Raw genomic sequence first — 19,731 nt, 5'->3', positions numbered from 1 at the left:
GGGCACCGGACTGCCTTGACCGGAGAGCTGTGATGATCACCATTGAACAGGCCAAACAAATGGCCAAGCGCTTGCGCGCTGCGTTGCCCGATAGCGTACTTTCGCATAGCGCCGCGCTGGAACTGGTCGCCCAACAGTTGGGTTACAAGGACTGGAATGTTGCGGCAGCGCGGCTGCCCGAGCAGTCTGCACCGGCCGCGATCAGCTTCGCCAAACCAATCCCGATCCTGCGCAGCTTCGACGAAGCCAAGGCGCGGGAGTTCTATCTGGATTTCCTGGGTTTCAGTGTCGAGTTCGAACACCGCTTCGAGCCAGGCCTGCCGCTGTACCTGGGTATCGTACGCGATGGCCTGCAACTGCACTTGTCCGAACACCATGGCGATGCCAGCCCCGGCGCGACCATTTTCATTCCGATGCAGGGTGTCGAGGCGCTGCGCGATGAGCTGCACGCCAAGCAATACGGCTACGGACGCCCGCAAATCGTCGAGCAGGCCTGGGGGCGGCTGCTGGAAGTGCATGACCCGTTCGGTAACCGGTTGAGGTTCTGCGAAGACTGATACAGCGCTTTCGCGACCCTAGTCATGAAGCGGTTGCACTCTGTTCGCGGCTGAAGCCGCTCCTGCATGGTGCCGAATTATTTCGGCAAAACGTTCAAATGCCGGTGTGGCATAGCCCCTTCGCCACACCAGCCAGGTCGTGCGGTTGCCGAGGTCCAGAGTCGGCAACTGCACCGGGTATTGGCACAGTTGCAAGACGCTGCGCGGCAACACCGTCACCGCCGCACCTGCGGCCACACAGGCCAGCATGGCGTGATAAGAGCCCAATTCCTGAAACTGCCAGCGCGGATCATTGGCCGTTTGCAGCGCCTGCTCGGCCAGCGCCCGATACGTGCAACCGGATTTGAACGCCGCCAAGGTGCGAGTGCGTACCTGAGCAGGTTTTTGCACTTCAGCCTCGCTGGCTGGCAGCAGGAGCAGCAGTTGTTCTTGCCAGAGTTGCATGCCTCGCAAGCCGCTGGTGGCCATCGCCAGTTCATCGTTCAAATCTTCGGGCAAGGCCACGAAGGCGCAGTCGAGCAAGCCCTGACGAAGCTGTTCGAGCAGCACCACCGAGGGGCCGGTGCTGATCAGTAAACGGGTTTGCGGATAAGCCAGGCTGTAGGCGGCCAGCGGCTCAGGCAAGCGACTGGCGGCGGTGCTTTCCATGCTGCCGACCCGCAGGCTGCCGCCCTCGGCGCTGCCGTTGAGCATCTGCCGTGCTTCATCCTCCAGCGCCAGCATGCGCCGGGCGTAGCTCAGGAACTGCTGGCCGGCCGGCGACAGGGCGATGCGTTTACCACTGCGAATGAACAGCTCGGTGGCAAGCTCTGCTTCCAGTTGCTGGATGCGCGTGGTGACATTCGAGGCCGCTCGACCCAGGCGCGCGGCGGCGCGAGTGATGCTCAGCTCGGCGGCCACAGCGTCGAAAATGCGCAGGCTTTCCAGATCCAATTAAATTCACCATTGAAGAATAATGTGACTATATTATTCTCAATATGATAATTATCAATCGCCGTTTTACTTGAGCATCCGGTGGAGCCGATCATGAGTTTTGCTAACGCATTTACTGCCCGGCTGGGCACCCATCCGATCATCCAGGCGCCCATGGCCGGAGTTGCCACGCCTGAACTGGCAGCGGCGGTATCGAATGCAGGTGCGCTGGGCTCGCTGGGCATCGGCGCCAGCACGGTGGCCCAGGCCCGGCAGATGATCGAGCAGACCCAGGCACTGACCGACCGGCCATTCAACGTCAATGTGTTCTGTCATGCGCCCGCCGTGCGCGATGCTGCGCGCGAGCAGGCCTGGCTCAGGCACTTGCAGCCGTTGTTCGATGAGTTTGCCGTGGAGCCGCCGGCTGCTCTGGACGAAATCTACAAAAGCTTTGCCACCGATGATCAACTGTTCGAGATGTTGCTCGACACGCGCCCGGCGGTGGTCAGTTTTCATTTCGGCCTGCCGTCTGCCGCGCAACTGCAAGCGTTCAAACAGGCCGGAATTTTCACCCTGGCCAGTGCCACCAATCTGCCCGAGGCACTGCAGATCCAACAGCTGGGCTTTGATGGCATCGTTGCTCAAGGCATCGAGGCCGGCGGGCACCGCGGGATGTTCGACCCGCAGGCGGTTGATGAGCGGTTGAGCACTTCGGTGCTGGTGCGGTTGCTGGCCAACCACATCGACCTGCCGATCATTGCCGCTGGCGGCATCATGGACGGCCAGGGGATTCGGGCTGCGCTGGATCTAGGGGCGGCTGCCGCGCAACTGGGTACGGCTTTTATCCTCTGCCCCGAGTCGGCGGCCAACCAGGGTTATCGCGCCAATCTGAAAAGCCCGCGCGCGGCTGTGACCCGCCTGACCGCCACGCTGTCCGGGCGTCCGGCGCGGGGCATCGTCAATCGGTTTATCGAGCATGCCGAGCGGGGCGGTGTGCAGCCTGCGGCTTATCCGCTGGCCTATGATGCGGCCAAGCAGCTCAATGGCGCAGCGGCCAGGGCCGGCAGCGATGAGTTTGCTGCGCATTGGGCCGGGCAGGGCGCACCGCTGGCCCGCCAGCTGCCGGCCCGCGAACTGGTTGAGTTGCTGGTGCAGGAGTGGCAAGGCCTGTAGGCGCGAGCTTGCTCGCGAGGGCGGCGGCACATTCGCTGCATTGCATCGGTGGTGGCTTTGTCGGGCTCTTCGTCGGAGTGCCGCCCATACCAAGGTAGCTCCGATAGAAGTGTGCAGCGTTTAACCGAACACTATCGGGCTTGAGTCGCGTTCTCCGTTCACCGGCGTTCAATTCTGTGAACTTCAACCGCTTGGCAACCCTCCATCGCAATAGGGTATGTTGGTACCGATTACTGCATGGAGGAACGCCCGATGAGCAGCAACGACTTCACCCCCAACGAGCCCTTCAAGCGGTTGTTCTTCGCCTTGCCTTGCGATGGTGCGCAAACCAAGGCCATTTCACGCTGGCGCTCGGACTTGAAACTGCGCGGCGGCCGTCCGGTACCGGCGGCGAATTTTCACCTGACCCTGATGTTTCTGGGCGATGTCGGCGTGTCACAGCTGCCAGCGATCACCGAGGCGGCTGCGCGCTTGCGCCCGCTGGCTGCGTCGCCGTCGATTGTGCTCGACCAACTGCAGGTCTGGCGGCGCAGCCAGGCCCTGGTGCTGGTGCCGGAGTACCCGCAAGCGGCCTTTTTGCGTTGGGTGTATGAACTGCAGCAGGCCATGCTGCCATTGGGCTTTGCCGTCGACCCTCGCGAGTTTCAGCCCCACGTGACCCTGCTGCGCGACTACCGTGGCGAGGTGCCGGAGGCGCCGTTGGGCACCGAGTTTCACCTGAGCGCCCGCGAGTTCGTGCTGTATGAGTCCTACAAGGGTAAGTACGAGCCCCTGGCCCAATGGCCGCTGGCCGAGGCGCCGGTGAAGATTGAGCGGCACCGGCCGCTGGTGCATCCATTCGGGTTATAGACCAGTGGCCAAGCGACTTGGCCGATCAGGTAACTGAAAACTGTTCAGTCCAGCCCGGCCCAGAACGCTTCGGCAAACGGCGGCAAGGGTGCCAGCGGGCGGGTCAGGTGGATTTGCAGCGGAATGTCCCAGCTGTCATCCAGCGCCCGCACCAGCTTGCCGTCGGCGCGCTCCTGCTCGGTGAGGCTGTTGGGCAGCCAGGCCACGCCTTTGTTTTCAAGCGCCATGGAGGTGAGCACCGCGGCCAGATGACTGCTGAACGAGGGTTGCAGGTGCAGGTAACCGGCCTTGTCTTGCAGGTGATGGTCGATGATCCGCCCCAGCCCCGACTCTTTGCTGTAAGCCAGGTAGGGCAGAGTTTGCAGGTCGGCGCTGAACCCGGCGTCGGCGCCCATCAGCGGAATCAGGCTGTCCTCACCGATGGCCTTGCTCAGGTACTGGCCCGGCGGCAGCTTCGGTGGCACCTGCGGGTGCCGATGGCTGATCAGAAACTGCACCTGACCGTGCATCAGCAGCCGCTCACACTCGGCCATGCTGTCGGACTGCAGGCGCACCGCCTCAATCGGGGCGCCACGCCCGAGCTGGCGGATCCATTTCGGAAAAAACGTGAACGACAACGAATGGGTCGCCGAAAACCTGAGACTCTTGGCCGCCGTGCCGGCCACCTCTCGGGCTTCTTCGCGGATGCGGTACAGGCGTGCTGCGGCATCCTGAACACTGGCCAGCACATGCTCGCCGGCCGGGGTCAGGGTTGCGCCCTGGGCCGAACGCTGGAACAGCTCGACCCCCATCCATTGCTCCAGCGCACGAATGCGTCGGCTGAATGCCGGTTGGGTCACATGCCGGGTTTGCGCTGCGCGAATAAAGCCGCCGTGTTCGGCCAGGGCAATGAAGTCTTCGAGCCAGACCAGTTCCATGGTGATGCTGCCTGTGCATGGGGGTGAACCGTTATAGCACGCCTAAAGCAAATATTTCGTACCCATCCAAGTTTGGGCGATGCTGTTTCGGCATTGCCCGGCGCGATAACGGCATTATTCGCCACGGCGGGATGCGCCTAACGTTGTGCTCAACACAACAAGAGGACAGCGCCATGCGCATCGTTGATATCCGCGAAAAAACCGTTTCCATTGCCTCGCCCATTGCCAACGCTTACATCGACTTTTCGAAGATGACCTGCTCGGTGGTCGCAGTGGTCACCGATGTGATCCGCGACGGCAAGCCGGTGATCGGTTACGGCTTCAACTCCAATGGCCGTTATGGTCAGGGCGCGCTGATGCGCGACCGCTTCCTGGCGCGGATCAGCGAAGCCAGCCCCGAATCGCTGATTGATGAGGCCAACGACAACCTCGACCCGTTCGCCATCTGGAAAACCCTGATGACCAACGAGAAGCCCGGCGGTCATGGTGAGCGCTCGGTGGCGGTGGGCACCATCGACATGGCGGTCTGGGACGCGGTAGCCAAGATCGAAGGCAAGCCGCTGTACCGGCTGCTGGCCGACCGTTACCGCAATGGCGTAGCCGACGACAAGGTCTGGGTCTACGCCGCCGGCGGTTACTACTACCCCGGTAAGGACCACACCCAGCTCAAGGCCGAAATGCAGAGCTATCTGGACCGTGGCTACGACGTGGTGAAGATGAAAATCGGCGCCGTGCCGCTGGCCGAAGATTTGTCGCGCATCGAAGCGGTGCTGGATGTGGTCGGCAGCGGCAAGCGCCTGGCGGTAGACGCCAACGGCCGCTTCGATCTGAAAACCGCGATTGCCTACGCCGAAGCGCTCAAGCCATACGACCTGTTCTGGTATGAGGAAGCCGGTGACCCGCTGGACTACGCCCTGCAAGCCGAACTGGCCAACCACTATGACCTGCCGATGGCCACCGGCGAGAACCTGTTCTCCCACCAGGATGCGCGCAACCTGCTGCGCCACGGCGGCATGCGCCCGGACCGCGACTTCGTGCAGTTCGACTGCGCACTGTCTTACGGCTTGGTGGAGTACCTGCGCACCCTCGACGTGATGCAGGAGCTGGGCTGGTCGTCGCGGCGCGTGGTGCCGCACGGCGGGCATCAGATGTCGCTGAACATTGCTGCCGGTCTGCACCTGGGCGGTAACGAGTCCTACCCGGACGTGTTCCAGCCGTTTGGCGGCTTTGCCGACGGCATCCGCGTCGAAAACGGCTACGTCGGCCTGCCGGACATTCCGGGGGTGGGTTTCGAAGCCAAGGCCGCGCTCTATGAGGTGATGCGCGAGCTGGGCGAACGTTGATGCCCCGCAGCGGCCGTCTGGTGTGGCGGCCGCTGCGGGGTGCCTCTAAAAACGTAGGCGAGGCAGGCAGCGCTAGGCGAAATCAGGCGAGAAAGCGGATTTTACGGGTTGTAAATGAGCATTTTGAGCCTGATTTCAACAACGCGATGGCCACGCAGGTAGTTTTTAGAGGTGCCCTACTGCATGCCCTCCCAACAAAAACAAAAGAGGTGCGACAACATGGAAAAGTCCGGTTCCCGCTGGTACAGCCAGCTCTATGTGCAGGTGCTGATCGGCATCGTCATCGGTGGTCTGCTGGGTTACTTCGAACCTGGCTTCGGCGCCAAACTGCAACCGCTGGCCGATGGTTTCATCAAGCTGATCAAGATGCTGCTGGCGCCGATCATCTTCGGCACGGTGGTGGTCGGTATGGCCAAGATGGGCAGCATCAAGGAGGTCGGGCGCATTGGTGTGAAAGCGCTGATCTACTTTGAAATCCTTTCCACCATTGCCCTGGTCATCGGCCTGGTGGTGGTCAATATCCTCAAGCCCGGCGAGGGCATGAACATTGACTCCAGCAAGCTCGATGGCAGCACCATCAGCAAGTACACCCAGGTCGCGCATGAGCAGGGCGGTACGGTGGACTTCTTCCTTGGCATCATTCCCAACACCTTTGTCGATGCTTTCGCCAAAGGCTCGATGCTGCAGGTGATCCTGTTGTCGGTGCTGATGGGCGTGGCGCTGGTGCAGATGGGACCGGTCGCCAGACCGTTGATCAACATCATTGATCTGTTGCTACAAGGGTTGTTCAAGATCGTGGCGATGGTCATGCGCCTGGCGCCTATCGGTGCCGGTGCAGGCATGGCATTCACCATCGGCAAGTACGGTATCGGCACCTTGCTGTCGTTGGGGCAACTGCTGATCGCGCTGTATGTCACCACCTTGCTGTTCATCCTGATCATTCTCGGCGCGGTGGCGCGCTGGTCTGGCCTGCCGTTGATGCAGTTCCTGCGCTACTTCAAGGATGAAATCCTGATCGTGCTCGGCACCTGTTCCACCGAGTCGGTGCTGCCGCGGATGATGGCCAAGCTGGAAAAACTCGGTTGCCAGAAATCGGTGGTCGGCATGGTGTTGCCAACCGGCTTTACCTTCAACGCCGATGGCACCTGCATCTACCTGACCATGGCTGCGATTTTCGTAGCCCAGGCCACCAACACACCGCTGACGGTCATGGACCAGTGCGTGCTGCTGGGGGTGCTGTTGCTGACCTCCAAAGGCTCGGCGGGTGTCGCCGGTGCGGGTTTTGTGACCCTGGCCGCAACCCTGACCACCATTCACACCATTCCGTTGGTGGGGCTGGTGCTGTTGTTGGGTATCGACCGCTTCCTCAATGAGGCGCGGGCCGTGACCAATCTGATTGGCAACGGCATCGGCACCATTGCGATTGCCAAGTGGGACAACGCCTTTGACCTGGCTACGGCACAGCGCGAGATCGCGGCGCTGGATAACAGCAAGGTGTCGACGGTTGAAGCGCAGGGTGCGCCCAAGACTGAAAAGAGCTGAAGCCAGTGCGCGACCGTTCTCGCTCGTAGGAGCTGCTTCAGCAGCGAAGGCTTCCCGGCTAAAGCGGATCGCCGCCCGGCCGGTCTACGGAGTCCCGTGTTTGCCGTGCGACAGCGCGGCAAACACCCAGTCAAACAGCGCTGGCTCAGAAGTGGTACTTGACCAGCAGGCTGGTGGTGTTCTGGTCGGTCGCAAATACCTGGCTGTCCTTGATCCCGTATTTGTCGGACCAGTAGTCATACTCCACGCCGACATACAGATGCTTGGCCTCGTAACCCAGGCTCTTGCCCAGGTCGTACTTGATCTGCGGGTTGAAGTGCAGGTTGGCGTGGTAGTCGCTCTGCTTGCCGCCGCTGCTGGACTTGTTATTGACCACCCAGTCGATGAAGCCGTCGATCACCAGGTTGGAGTTGCCCAGCGGCAGGGTGTACGACCACGCCGGTGTGATCTGCCAGGCGCCGGCACGCACCCGGTCACCGTCAGGCTGGCGGTAGTAGAAGTTCAGCTGGAAATAGTCAAAGCCGGGAACCGCCAGGTCGAAACCCGGACCCAGCAGGTAAGCATCCACATCGTCATCGCCGAACTCCCAGGTGCTGGCCAGCAGCACGTCCTTGATCGGGCCGAATGACAGGTCGGTGTCGAACAGCTTGCCGGCGCTCAGGCGCGGGCTGATCTCGCCGTACATTGTGTGGTTGCCGTTGCCCGACTTCGCACCGTTGAACCAGATGTTATCGACAAACACAAACAGATCGCCCCAGGTCCAGGCGCTGGCATGTTCCAGGGTGATGGTCTGCTGGATCGCCGGGTCGATCTTGAAGTTCTTGCCGTACAGGTAAGTGATGCTTTCGTCATGCCACAGCAGCGGGCCGTCTGCCCAGGCACTTGGACTGGCCAGCAGGCCCAAGGTGAAAAGTGACGAAGCCAGAGTCTTGTTCATTGTTGCGTCCAAAAAGAGAAAGCCAGAACCCACCGCGCGCAGCCCGAAAGTGCCGGGCCAGATAGCGCGCCGAGATGGGTTGACTGACGATTCGCTATCCGGGTCACGTGCGTAGGGCGTTTAATCGCACGGGAGGCTCCTGAGCCGCTGCGCCGCTGAGCATCAGATCCAGATTCTGTACCGCGGCACCCGCTGCGCCTTTGCCGAGGTTGTCGAACACTGCTGCCAGCAAGGCGTGCTCGTCATGTTCGAAAACCATCAGGCGCAGCGCATCGGTGCCATTGAGCGCCTGTGGGTCGAGGTGGCTCAGTGCCGCAGACTGTTGCAGCGGCATCACCTGCACGTAGTCGCTGGCAGCGTAATGCTGCACCAGGCAGGCGTGCAGATCGGCGGCGCGGGTGCGTTGGTTCGCCTGCCGCGAGGGCAGCAGCCGCAGCTGCAGCGGCACGGTGAGCACGATCCCTTGGCGGAAAGCGCCGTAGGCCGGGATGAACAGCGGCCGTTGGTTCAGCCCGCTGTGCTTCTGGATTTCCGGTACGTGCTTGTGCGTCAGGCCCAATCCATAAACCTGAAAGGCCGGCGCGTCGGCGGCATGTGCGCCCTCGTACTGCTCGATGCCGGCGCGGCCTTTGCCGGAGTAGCCCGACACGGCATTAATACTGAGCGGGTAATCGGCAGGCAGCAGGCCGGCATCCAGCAACGGCCGCAACAAGCCAATCGCCCCGGTGGGGTAGCAGCCAGGGTTGCTAACGCGCCGGGCCTTGGCAATCTGTTCGGCCTGCCCGGCGTGCATCTGGGCAAAGCCGTAGGTCCAGCCGGCGCTGGTGCGGTGCGCAGAGCTGGCATCAATCACTCGTACCGCAGGGTTTTCAATCATCGCGACGGCGTCGCGGGCGGCGTCATCCGGCAGGCATAAAATGGCGATGTCGCACGCATTCAGGGCCTCGGCACGCAGCAGCGGGTCTTTGCGCCGCTCGGCTGGCAGGGTCAGCAACTGCAGGCCGGTGCGTCCTTGCAGACGCTGCTGGATTTGCAGCCCGGTGGTGCCTTGGTCGCCATCGATGAAGATCAGGGGGGTGCTCATGAAGCTGTTCTCGCGTGAGGAATCAACCCGGCGAATATTCGGTTGATACCTAAGATAGTGAAAGTTGAATTTAAAAATGCTTTTATTCAGTTTTTCTGAATGAGTGCCGCGCCATGCGTGAAGTCAGCCTCGACCGTCTGCGTACCCTGGTGACGATTGCCGACCTGGGGTCGTTCGCTCAAGCGGCGCGGGCGCTCAACCTCGCCGCGCCGACGGTCAGCCTGCACATTGCCGACCTTGAGGCGCGGGTGGGCGCTGCACTGCTGTCGCGTACCCGCGGGCAGGTGCAGCCTACCGCCATCGGTGAAACGCTGATCGTGCGGGCCCGCAACCTGCTGGCCGAAGCCGACCAGGCGCTGGAGGAAGTGCAACGTCAGGTCCAGGGGCTGGCCGGGCGGGTACGGCTGGGCGCATCCACCGGTGCGATTGCGCAGTTGATGCCTCAGGCCCTGGAGATTCTCGGCGAACGGCATCCGGCTATCGACGTCCAGGTTGCGGTGCTGACCTCTCAGGAAACCTTGCATCGGTTGGTCTGCGGAGCGCTGGACATTGGTTTGGTCGCCTTGCCGCAGGCGCCAGCCAAGGGGTTGTGCATCGAGCCGTGGCGGCGTGATCCGGTCATGGCTTTTCTGCCGGCCCGCTGGCAATGCCCCGAGATCATCACACCAGCCTGGCTGGCCCGTCAGCCGCTGATTCTCAATGACAGCAGCACCCGACTGGCGCGCCTGACCAGCGAGTGGTTTGCCGCTGATGAGTGCCATCCCGTGGCGCGTATCGAGCTTAACTACAACGATGCGATAAAGAGCCTGGTGGCGGCAGGCTACGGTGCCACGCTGCTGCCCCATGAGGCTGCCACCCCGGCGCCTGACCCGCGCATCGTGATGCGGCCCTTGCAGCCGCCGTTATGGCGCCAGTTGGGGATTGCCCATCGCGCCGCCCGCTGTGAACGCGCCACAACCCATGTGCTGGAGGTGTTGCGGGAGTTGCGCGTCTGAACAGAATGGCGTGCTGCGCGGCCTGTGAATCCAAACCCAATTGCACTTGCATATTTCTAAATCGTATTTAAAAACCACATTTAAATCGCGTTAGGATATATGTCATCGGGCCACCGTTATTCAAATCATAATGACCAGATGATCGCCACCGTCCGCCGCACGGATCGCTCGTCACGGCTGGGGCTGCCTGCCTCGGTAAAGGGATTCAAGGGGAGCGGTATGAGGAGTTTCAAGCGTCATTTGTTGGCCACGGCAATCGTTTCGGCCAATCTGTTGGGCGTCAGCACCTTTGCGGGGGCAGAGGAAGCGGCGCAGGAGTCTTCGACCCTGAGCACGGTGATCGTCACCGGTACCCGCGCTCAGGAGCGCACCGCCAGCGCGTCGCTGTCACCGATTGATGTGATCAGCGGCGATGCCCTGCGCAGCACCGGCTCCGCCGAATTGGGCGCGGTGTTGGCCAAGCTGATTCCATCGATCAACTTTCCACGCCCCAGCCTGGTGGACGGCGCCGAGCTGACCCGCCCGGCGCAGTTGCGCGGGCTGTCGCCGGACCAGGTGTTGGTGCTGGTCAACGGCAAGCGCCGCCACACGTCGGCGTTCATTAACCTGGGCGGCGCGGTGGGGCGCGGTTCGGCACCGGCGGATCTGAACGCCATCCCGCTGTCGGCCATCGAGCGTATCGAAGTGCTGCGTGACGGGGCTTCGGCGCGTTATGGCTCCGATGCGATTGCCGGGGTGATCAACGTCATTCTGAAAAGCGCGGACAACGGCGGTACGGTTTCGACCCGCTTCGGCCAGTACAAAAAAGGCGATGGCATCCAGCGCCAGGTGGCCGGCAATACCGGTTTTGCGCTGGGTGAAAATGGCTTTATCAACCTGTCCGCCGAAGGCGCCAACAACGACTACACCGACCGCGCCGGTGATGATTTCCGCGCCGCGAGCATCGGCTCGACCACCTACGGCCAGCATGTATTCCGTCAGGGTGAGCCGGCCAGTGAAGAGGGCAAGATCCAGTTCAACAGCGAGTACAGCTTCAACGATGCGGCCGAGTTCTACAGCTTCGGCGGTTACAGCAAGCGTCGTGGCGAAACTGCTGCCTTCTACCGGGCCAGCAACGCGTCGAACAACAACCCGGCAATTTTCCCCAACGGCTACCTGCCTCTGATTCGCGGCACCCTGGAAGACACCACCCTGGTGGCCGGTCTGCGTGGCGAACTGGCTTACGACTGGCACTACGACCTGTCGGCCAACTACGGCAAAAACAGCTACGAAATCCGCACCAAGACCATCAACACCTCGCTCGGCCTGGCCACGCCGCGTTCGTTCTATAACGGCACCCTGACCAACGACCAGAAGCAGCTCAGCCTCGATCTGTCTCGCGAGTTCAGCGCGTCCTGGCTGCCCAACCCGGTGTCGGTGGCGTTCGGTACTGAATACCTGCGCCAGGGTTATCAGATTGCTGCCGGCCAGGCTGAATCGTACTTCCAGAGCGGCAGCTCGGGGCTGGCAGGCTTCCGCGCTTCGGACGCCGGTAGCACCTCTCGGCATAACTTCGCCCAGTACCTGGACCTGGAAACCAACTTCACCGACAAACTCAGCGCTTCGGCGGCGGTGCGCCATGAGGACTACAGTGACTTCGGCTCCAACGTCAGCGGGGCGATATCGGCCCGTTACGACTTCACCCCGCAGGTCGCGTTGCGCGGCAGCGTCTCCACCGGCTTCCGTGCACCGTCGCTGGCCCAGCAGAACTTTGCCTTCACCTCGTCGCAACTGATCGGCAACAGCATCCAGGAAGCCGGCACCTTCCCGGCCAGCAGCCGCGTGGCGCAACTGCTGGGTGCTGAAGACCTTGAAGCGGAAAAGTCGCGTAACTACAGCCTGGGTCTGGTGCTCGAACCGCTGGACAACCTGACCGTGACCGCCGATGTGTACCGCATCGACATCAAGGACCGGATCTCGCTGTCGTCCAACCTGGTGCTCAACAACGCTGCGGCCAACTACCTGCGGGCCAACGGGGTAGGGGACATCAACTACACCTCGGTGCGCTACTTCACCAACGCCACCGACACCAGCACCGACGGCGTCGATCTGGTCGCCAACTATCGCTACCGCTTCGACAACGGCGTGCGCTGGAACAGCACCCTGGGCTACAACTACAGCCACACCAAAGTCACCGACGTCAAAGCCAACCCTGGCGTGCTCAGCCAGTTGGGCGTCGATCTGGTGCGCGTCGACCGCCGCGAGCGCATCGGCCTGCTGGGTGACACCACGCCCAAGCACAAGCTGAGCTTCGGCAACGACTTCACCTTCGGCAACTGGGCGCTGCATTCCAACCTGGTGCGCTACGGTGAGTTCACCAGCTACCAGGCCGACCCGGTCAACGACCAGACCTTCAGCGCCGCCTGGCTGCTGGACCTGTCGGTGGACTACAACTGGAACAACTGGACCTTCACCGTGGGCGGCGACAACGTCACCGACCAATACCCGGAGAAGCTCAACAGCTTCGCCAACAGCGGCGGCAACCTGGCGTACAGCACCTACTCGCCTTATGGCTACAGCGGTGCGTTCTACTATGCGCAGGTGGCGTATAGCTGGTAAGGCGCAACGCCCAGGAACTCGTTCGTGCAGACGGCCTGTCAGGCACGTCAGAGGATTTGTCGGCCCCGGCGTCTTCGCGAGCGAGCTTCTACCGGATCCCTTGGTCGGGGGGCATGCCCACCCTTTAATGAGTGACTGCCCGCCGCCAGTCCAGCCTGAAATCCTTCCAATACAGCCACAGCCAATGCAGGACCACCGCAAGGGTCAGCCAAGGCAGTTCAAATTTCGGCCATTTCGTGTAAATGCTGAAACTCGTTACGGAAACACAAAAGATCACCAGCCCGATCCAGCAGCCCGGTCCTGGTTCGTTTTTCCCTGATACGAAAAAAAGAAACAGCCGCCAGCCGGATACCAGGGCCCAGAGGTTGATAACAATTGCCATGGGAAGCAGAAGGCTAGAAATTATTGAAGGCAACATGACGATCGCCAGAGCCGAGCCCATGAAGGCGCTCCCCGTCGCAGGCAGCAGTGCAGTCACAAACCCGGCGACGGCCAGCACACTGTGCAGGCGAGATCGGTATTTCATAAAAAACTCCCTGTAGGTAATTCGCGGACCCGGTCAAGCGTAAATCACCTCGCGGATGTCCTTTCCCGTCGTCGCCACTCGATATCGGCAGCCTGATTCGGTTTCATTAATAAAAATGCAGGCTATCGATTTATATACCTAAGTACAGTATTGAGCCTTCGCTGCTGAAGCAGCTCCTACCCGCTTGCATTCAATGCGCGGCAGCGCGCAAACCGTCCCACATTCCCATCATCTGCGTCACCGCAGCATCCAGCGTTTCATGCGCCACGCCATCGCGTGCCAGGGTCGACAAGCCAAGCAGAAAGCTGTCAAAGGCAGCAGCAAGCGTTTCGGGGATCACCGTTGCGGGCAATTCACCTGCCGCGACAGCGCGTTCGACGCATGCAGCCATGGCGGTACGGTTGAGGATTCGGGTGCGCATCAGCGGTTCGGCGATGGCCTTGCTCTCTTCTGAACACGCACTCATCAGCCCTAACGACACCAGGCACCCCTTGGGGTGGTCGGGCTCGCATTGCATTTTCGCTGAACGGCGCAGGGCGGTTTCAATGGCTTCTCGGGGCGGCAGGGTTGTATCGAACAGGCTGTCGGTGACCCGGCCGTGGGTGTCGAGATAGCGCTCGACCACTTCATTGAACAGCGCCTGTTTCGAGCCAAACGCGGCGTAAAAACTCGGCGCGCTGATACCGCCGCCCATCCCGGCCTTGAGTTGGCTGAGCGAGGTCGCTTCATAGCCATGCTCCCAAAACAGGTGCAGCGCCTGAGTGATTGCCAGGTCACGATCAAACGTGCGTGGCCGACCCATCTGTGCCATGTCAAATCCTCATGCAGAATGATTTAAATACTAGTCGATACATAAGTCGTTGACCACCCGGCCGGATCACGCCTAACATCTGTATCGATCAGTACATAAATTGAGGTGTTAGATGGTTACCGATGAGAAACACAGCGAGAAGCTGCCGCTTGGGGCGTTATTGGCACTGGCGATGGCCGGTTTTATCTGCATCGTGACCGAGACGTTGCCTGCCGGCTTGCTGCCTGAGATCAGCCAAGGCCTGGATATCTCGGCATCGCTTGCAGGGCAGATGGTGACGGTTTATGCGCTGGGTTCATTACTGGCGGCCATTCCGCTGACCATCGCCACGCAAGGCTGGCGGCGCAGAACGGTGTTGTTGCTGACGGTGGTCGGCTTTCTGCTGTTCAACACGGTCACGGCGTTGTCGTCCAGCTACTGGCTGACCCTGGTGGCGAGGTTTTTTGCGGGAGTCTCGGCAGGTCTGGCCTGGAGCCTGATTGCCGGTTATGCACGGCGCATGGTTGCTCCACACTTGCAGGGCCGTGCGCTGGCGGTGGCGATGCTGGGCGCACCTGTCGCCTTGTCACTGGGCGTGCCGCTGGGCACCTGGCTGGGTGGGCTCATGGGCTGGCGTATGGCGTTCGGGCTGATGTCCGCAATGACCCTGCTGCTCATCGTCTGGGTGCTGGTCAAAGTACCTGACTACCCTGGCCAGGCGGCCTCGCAGCGTATGGCACTGCGTCAGGTTTTCCTCACGCCCGGTGTGCGTTCGGTGCTGGCTGTGGTGTTCACCTGGATGCTGGCACACAACATTCTTTATACCTATGTCGCGCCGTTTGTTGCCAACGCCGGGCTGGCCAATGACGTCGATCTGGTCTTGCTGGCATTTGGTGTTGCGGCGCTGGCAGGCATCTGGATCACCGGGCAGCTGGTTGACCGTCACCTGCGAAAGGCTGTGCTGGCCAGCCTGGCGACCTTCGCAGCGGTTGCGGTTCTGTTCGGCCTGTTTTCAGCGTCGGCGCTGGCGATTTACGTCGGCGCGTTCATCTGGGGCCTGACCTTTGGCGGCGCCGCCACCCTGTTGCAGACTGCGCTGGCCGACTCGGCAGGTGAGGGCGCTGATGTCGCGCTGTCCATGAACGTGGTGGTCTGGAACAGCGCGATCGCCGCTGCCGGGCTACTCGGCGGCGTGCTGCTCGGTCAATGGGGCGTCAGTTCTTTTGCGTGGGTTTTGGTGGTGTTGTTACTGCTGAGCCTGGTCATTGCATGGCGGGCGAGTGTGCATGGGTTTGCGAAGGGGCACCGGCAGGCCGGTCAGGTGATCATTGCGCATTGATGGGACATTCATGGACGCGCTGAGGCCAGAAAAAAACGGGTCAGGTGTTCGCCGGGCTGTGCCATGCCACTGCATGTCACGGCCCACCGGGCGATCTTAATGGGGCCCTCAGAAGGTGGTTAACGGCACGGCATCTGCCCACCTATTTGCATTCGCCTTGGCTATTACACTGTGTGGTCTTGAGTGGTGGGAGTCGAGCTATAGCGGTCTCTAGCCGAGGGCAGCAATCGGTCGATTCTGTTGAAAAAGTCGGCTTCGGTTTCCATGGCAGAAAAGTATGCGTCTGAGATTGAAATCTGTGTTCTGCGCAGAAGGTTCAGGGCTCAGATTTGACGTAGTAGCGTGCAAAAAAGGCATTCTCACCGCTCAATGCATGGGTACTCAGGCCTGGTCGACTTTTTCAACACAATCGGCCAATTGCTGCCCGTCGAAAATGGGCCTAGGCGACCCTAAATACTCGGTCTGTGGGTGCATGACCTTGCACTTGGCGCCAGTCGATCCATAGCCTCCCGCCCACTTCAAAATCGACGAAGCACAACCACTGACTGAAGTGCCCCTAGTTTCGTAGATACCCCCAAACCAAGTTCATGCAGGGGACTTTTTGTATACTAGTACTCGTCCGGCCATGCGTGCGAACACCAACCCGTACTGCTCAAGATTCCGCCGAACGTGTCGGCCAAAGTCATGACGCGTCTTACGTTGCAACGGTGCCCAGGCTGGTTCCCCGATAATCTGCCGAGCCGTGAACTCCTGCCCCAGTGGAATTATCGCGACGTTTTGCTTGAGGATTCGCGAAACCTCATCCCACTCGGTGATCTGGATATTCATAAGTTGCCCTTGAGTTGTAATTGTATGTTGACGAGTGCAGTACTTTAGCCGCGAATGATGATCTCGATACGTTCGATGTCCACCCCAAAGGTGATTGCCAAGCCAGCTTTGGCCTCTGCGATGCTCAAACCGCTGACACCAGAGGGGGCACTTGACGTTTTGGAGTTGGTCGTTGACTCGGACGGCTCCTGCTGTACCCCGGCACTCAAGGTGAGTTCGGGATAAAGAATCTCGTTCAGCTTTTTCCATGTGTCGGCACGGGGGGTCGCAAATTCCCCGCAGTCAAATTCTTCATAGCGACGGGGCATCACGCCATGAATATTGGCTTTTCGGGCCAGCTCGGCGCGGCTCAATCCAAGAAGTTCGCGCCGAGCTTTCAGGGCAGCAGGAAAGTCGGGAGAAGTGGGCGAAGGAAGCATGGGAAGCACCTAGGGTGATTGGTAATAGATAAGTGTATTTTAGGTTGCCCTTAATTTCAAGGGTAAGATGGTTTGGGTTTCGCTTTCGCCGCTCTCGGTCCTCAGCAACGCTCTGTACGAGCGTGGTCAATGGTCATCACGTTTTATGTACCGTGATTACAGTTCTTCCTCTCCCGAGTCGATCGATTCGGTAACCTGAATAGTCCGGCTGACCGTAGTGCCATCCATCAGTGCCTCCTCAACGCGGCCGAGCTGTTTGTCAGCGAGAGTCGGCGATGACCTTGGATACCTCTCCGCGACGACACGATTTGTCGCCCCCACATAACAAGATGAAAAAACACTAGGAACCCACTGTTATGAAGAACCTACTTGCCGCCATCGGTTGTTTAGTAGTGCTGAAGAAGGCCTGTGAGCTATACCGCGAATATCAAGATTTGAAGCGTTACAAGGAAGCCCACGCGCCCGAAGGCCACCGAACGGGTTACGTGCCCATCTGACTTTAGTCATGTGCGACGCTAGAGAGGTAGCACTGCGCCATCATTTTTATTAGCATCGTGGCCAATCTGGCTTCAGCGACTGATGCACAACAAGGTAGTCTCCATGTCCCAAGCGAAGGATACGCTGCTCAGGCTGTTCGCCCTGCTGCGCCTAATTCCTACCGAGCCGCAGCGTATAGCCAGCACCACACTGCTGGAGAAGCTGCATGACAAAGGTTTTTCCGTCACGCTGCGCTCTATCCAGCGGGACCTTAACCGGCTCTCCCTGCCGTTCTCGTTGCTTTGCGACGAGAGTGAATCACCCTTCCGCTGGAGCTTCACGCGAAACGCACCGCTGAGGCTGGAGGACATGGACGCGCCGACCGCGCTCGCCCTATGCCTGTCCGGAAGCCATTTGGCAACACTGCTACCACAAACTGTTCTCGACCAGCTCAACCCGCAGTTTCGCCGAGCTCGGAATTTCCTCGGTGATGTGGGCAACAACGGCTTGGCAGATTGGGCGCGTCGCGTCCGTGCGATACCCAACGGCAAGACTCTTCTTCCAGCGGAGATCGCTCTAGAGGTCTGGCGAGCTGTTTCGGGGAGCCTGTTAGAATGTCGACAGATCGAAGTCGCCTATCGCAGCCGCAGCAAAGGTGGTGTAAAGCAAATGGTTCTGCACCCGGTCGGACTCGTCTCTCGGCATTCCATTAGTTATCTGCTGGCATCGGTGGACGGTTATGACGACTTGCGCCAGTTTGCCCTGCATCGGATCCAGTCGATCCGCATGCTGGAGGCCGAGGCCAAGGAGCAATCCGACTTCAACATCGACGACTACATCGCCGGAGGACGCTTCAGCCAACGCCAAGGCGATGAGTGTAGTGGTCTAATGAAACCGGACACCCATTTAGGCGAGAATGCTCGCCAGATAGAGGTGTCTGATGACCAAACAACGCCGTACCTTTTCCGCTGAATTCAAACGCGAGGCCGCAGGCCTCGTGCTCGATCAAGGCTATAGCCATATCGAAGCCAGCCGTTCACTTGGGGTTGTCGAATCCGCGCTGCGTCGCTGGGTCAACCAGCTTCAGCAAGAGCGCAATGGCGTCACGCCCCAGAGCAAAGCCCTGACGCCCGAGCAGCAGAAAATCCAAGAGCTGGAAGCTCGGATCGCTCGTCTTGAGCGGGAGAAATCCATTTTAAAAAAGGCTACCGCGCTCTTGATGTCGGAAGAACACGAGCGCATGCGCTGATTGATCAACTGAGCTCCCAAGAGCCGGTCGATTGGCTTTGCGCAATCTTTGATGTCACGCGTTCGTGTTACTACGCCTATCGCATCCGACGTCGAACTCCGGACGTTGAGCGACTTCGGTTACGCAGTCGAGTCAACGAACTGTTTACGCAGAGTCGAAGCGCTGCCGGCAGCCGCAGCATCGTGTCGATGATGCAGGAAGATGGCGAGCAAATCGGGCGGTTCAAGATGCGTGGCCTGATGCGGGAACTGGCGTTGGTCAGCAAACAACCGGGATCACATGCCTACAAACAAGCGACGGTTGAGCGGCCGGATATTCCGAACATCTTGAATCGAGAGTTTGAAGTTCCGGCTCCCAACCAGGTCTGGTGTGGCGATATCACCTACATCTGGGCTCAAGGGAAATGGCATTACCTGGCTGTCGCGCTGGATCTCTACGCACGCCGAGTTGTAGGCTGGGCACTGTCGAGCAAACCCGACGCGGACTTGGTGATCAAGGCGTTGGATATGGCTTACGAGCAGCGTGGCAGGCCTCAAGGACTGCTATTCCACTCGGATCAGGGCTCGCAATATGGCAGCCGAGCGTTCCGCCAACGGCTTTGGCGTTACCGCATGCGCCAGAGCATGAGTCGTCGTGGAAACTGCTGGGATAATGCGCCGATGGAACGTATGTTTCGCAGCTTGAAAACTGAGTGGATACCGACCGTGGGCTACATGACGGTACAAGAGGCACACCGAGACATCAGCCATTACCTGACGCATCGCTACAACTGGATTCGACCGCATCAGTTCAACGGTGGGCTGGCTCCGGCTCAGGCCGAGAAAAAACTTAACGTCGTGTCCGGGATCAGTTGACCACTACAGAGTGCGTTGAGTTGGTCGCGGACATCCATCCCCAAGTTGCCGAGTTACTAAGTGAGACGCCACTCAGTCACGAGCAATCCATCGATGATCTCCCCAGCCAGACTTGGAAACGCTTGTGTGCCAGGGTCCCGCTGGACCGCGAGACCCTGTGGTGGATCTTCGGCCTCAACGAGAACATTCGTGTCCATGCACCCCAAGTTTGGGTCGACGAGATACGTCAGCGCCTTAAATCAATGCAGCAGTTCTATCTGAACGAGGATGCGCTTGTCGTTGCCGCCTCTACCCATTCCAGCGTCGGCACTGCCGTCGTTCAGCACAACGTCTGAGGCTCTC

General features: G+C 60.2%; 18 protein-coding genes. 11 read left to right on the top strand and 7 right to left on the bottom strand.

From position 1 onward, the window contains the following. The first annotated feature begins 32 nt into the window (after positions 1 to 32). Complete coding sequence (locus tag PSCI_RS23900) at positions 33 to 557, top strand: glyoxalase superfamily protein (protein ID WP_045491816.1); 525 nt, start codon at positions 33 to 35, stop codon at positions 555 to 557. An 18-nt stretch (positions 558 to 575) separates the two neighbouring features. On the opposite strand, the gene PSCI_RS23895 is transcribed toward PSCI_RS23900, so the two are convergent. Then, positions 576 to 1,490 carry a LysR substrate-binding domain-containing protein gene (locus PSCI_RS23895; protein WP_045491814.1) on the bottom strand — a complete coding sequence of 305 codons (915 nt, stop codon included), beginning with the start codon at positions 1,488 to 1,490 and terminating at the stop codon, positions 576 to 578. Positions 1,491 to 1,583: 93 nt separating this feature from the next. Here PSCI_RS23895 and PSCI_RS23890 point away from each other — a divergent pair, with 93 nt between their 5' ends. After that, the gene (locus PSCI_RS23890; protein ID WP_045494830.1) at positions 1,584 to 2,642 is read left to right on the top strand and encodes an NAD(P)H-dependent flavin oxidoreductase; all 1,059 of its coding nucleotides are present in this window, start codon (positions 1,584 to 1,586) and stop codon (positions 2,640 to 2,642) included. A 252-nt stretch (positions 2,643 to 2,894) separates the two neighbouring features. Then, a complete protein-coding gene (gene thpR / locus PSCI_RS23885; RefSeq protein ID WP_045491813.1) occupies positions 2,895 to 3,491 on the top strand; it encodes an RNA 2',3'-cyclic phosphodiesterase in 597 nt (198 codons plus the stop codon). Between the two features lie 44 nt (positions 3,492 to 3,535). On the opposite strand, the gene PSCI_RS23880 is transcribed toward thpR, so the two are convergent. Then, positions 3,536 to 4,408 (bottom strand): LysR family transcriptional regulator, encoded by an 873-nt coding sequence (locus tag PSCI_RS23880; RefSeq protein WP_045491812.1) that lies wholly within the window; start codon positions 4,406 to 4,408, stop codon positions 3,536 to 3,538. A gap of 173 nt (positions 4,409 to 4,581) precedes the next feature. On the opposite strand from PSCI_RS23880, the gene PSCI_RS23875 reads away from it, so the two are divergent. Further along, positions 4,582 to 5,751: a mandelate racemase/muconate lactonizing enzyme family protein gene (locus PSCI_RS23875; protein ID WP_045491811.1), complete on the top strand. Its 1,170-nt coding sequence runs from the start codon at positions 4,582 to 4,584 to the stop codon at positions 5,749 to 5,751. Positions 5,752 to 5,970: 219 nt separating this feature from the next. Further along, positions 5,971 to 7,293: a C4-dicarboxylate transporter DctA gene (dctA, locus tag PSCI_RS23870; protein WP_045491810.1), complete on the top strand. Its 1,323-nt coding sequence runs from the start codon at positions 5,971 to 5,973 to the stop codon at positions 7,291 to 7,293. A gap of 145 nt (positions 7,294 to 7,438) precedes the next feature. On the opposite strand, the gene PSCI_RS23865 is transcribed toward dctA, so the two are convergent. Together PSCI_RS23865 and argC are read right to left on the bottom strand one after the other, a co-directional pair. Next, positions 7,439 to 8,230: an outer membrane protein OmpK gene (locus PSCI_RS23865; protein ID WP_045491809.1), complete on the bottom strand. Its 792-nt coding sequence runs from the start codon at positions 8,228 to 8,230 to the stop codon at positions 7,439 to 7,441. 103 nt (positions 8,231 to 8,333) lie between these two features. After that, positions 8,334 to 9,314, bottom strand: coding sequence for an N-acetyl-gamma-glutamyl-phosphate reductase (gene argC, locus PSCI_RS23860; RefSeq protein ID WP_045491807.1), 981 nt, complete (start codon positions 9,312 to 9,314; stop codon positions 8,334 to 8,336). A gap of 113 nt (positions 9,315 to 9,427) precedes the next feature. Here argC and PSCI_RS23855 point away from each other — a divergent pair, with 113 nt between their 5' ends. Then, positions 9,428 to 10,309, top strand: coding sequence for a LysR family transcriptional regulator (locus PSCI_RS23855; RefSeq protein WP_045491805.1), 882 nt, complete (start codon positions 9,428 to 9,430; stop codon positions 10,307 to 10,309). Between the two features lie 219 nt (positions 10,310 to 10,528). After that, the gene (locus PSCI_RS23850) at positions 10,529 to 12,907 is read left to right on the top strand and encodes a TonB-dependent receptor plug domain-containing protein (protein ID WP_045491803.1); all 2,379 of its coding nucleotides are present in this window, start codon (positions 10,529 to 10,531) and stop codon (positions 12,905 to 12,907) included. Positions 12,908 to 13,031: 124 nt separating this feature from the next. On the opposite strand, the gene PSCI_RS23845 is transcribed toward PSCI_RS23850, so the two are convergent. Further along, positions 13,032 to 13,433 (bottom strand): hypothetical protein, encoded by a 402-nt coding sequence (locus PSCI_RS23845; RefSeq protein ID WP_045491801.1) that lies wholly within the window; start codon positions 13,431 to 13,433, stop codon positions 13,032 to 13,034. Between the two features lie 190 nt (positions 13,434 to 13,623). Further along, positions 13,624 to 14,244, bottom strand: coding sequence for a TetR/AcrR family transcriptional regulator (locus PSCI_RS23840; protein ID WP_045491798.1), 621 nt, complete (start codon positions 14,242 to 14,244; stop codon positions 13,624 to 13,626). A gap of 112 nt (positions 14,245 to 14,356) precedes the next feature. On the opposite strand from PSCI_RS23840, the gene PSCI_RS23835 reads away from it, so the two are divergent. After that, on the top strand, positions 14,357 to 15,562 hold the full coding sequence (locus tag PSCI_RS23835) for an MFS transporter (protein ID WP_045491795.1): 1,206 nt from the start codon (positions 14,357 to 14,359) through the stop codon (positions 15,560 to 15,562). 872 nt (positions 15,563 to 16,434) lie between these two features. On the opposite strand, the gene PSCI_RS28310 is transcribed toward PSCI_RS23835, so the two are convergent. Continuing rightward, positions 16,435 to 16,809 (bottom strand): helix-turn-helix domain-containing protein, encoded by a 375-nt coding sequence (locus PSCI_RS28310; RefSeq protein ID WP_144403321.1) that lies wholly within the window; start codon positions 16,807 to 16,809, stop codon positions 16,435 to 16,437. A 600-nt stretch (positions 16,810 to 17,409) separates the two neighbouring features. Between PSCI_RS28310 and PSCI_RS23820 the strand changes: the two genes are divergently transcribed. The 3 genes from PSCI_RS23820 to PSCI_RS23805 all read left to right on the top strand — a co-directional run bounded on the left by PSCI_RS23820 (position 17,410) and on the right by PSCI_RS23805 (position 19,724). After that, positions 17,410 to 18,258 carry a helix-turn-helix transcriptional regulator gene (locus PSCI_RS23820; RefSeq protein ID WP_084710268.1) on the top strand — a complete coding sequence of 283 codons (849 nt, stop codon included), beginning with the start codon at positions 17,410 to 17,412 and terminating at the stop codon, positions 18,256 to 18,258. Further along, a protein-coding gene (locus PSCI_RS28835) for an IS3 family transposase (protein WP_144403305.1) occupies positions 18,227 to 19,389 on the top strand; the annotation gives its coding sequence in 2 pieces (ribosomal slippage) (positions 18,227 to 18,482 and positions 18,482 to 19,389; 1,164 coding nt in all). Before PSCI_RS23820 ends, PSCI_RS28835 begins: the two co-directional genes overlap by 32 nt. Further along, positions 19,386 to 19,724 carry a WYL domain-containing protein gene (locus PSCI_RS23805; RefSeq protein ID WP_084710099.1) on the top strand — a complete coding sequence of 113 codons (339 nt, stop codon included), beginning with the start codon at positions 19,386 to 19,388 and terminating at the stop codon, positions 19,722 to 19,724. Before PSCI_RS28835 ends, PSCI_RS23805 begins: the two co-directional genes overlap by 4 nt. Positions 19,725 to 19,731: the final 7 nt, after the last annotated feature.

It is taken from the genome of Pseudomonas sp. StFLB209 (assembly GCF_000829415.1).
Taxonomy (GTDB): Bacteria; Pseudomonadota; Gammaproteobacteria; order Pseudomonadales; family Pseudomonadaceae; genus Aquipseudomonas.
The sequence above is the reverse complement of the archived record's forward strand: the minus strand, read 5'-3'. Positions and strand labels throughout refer to the sequence as shown.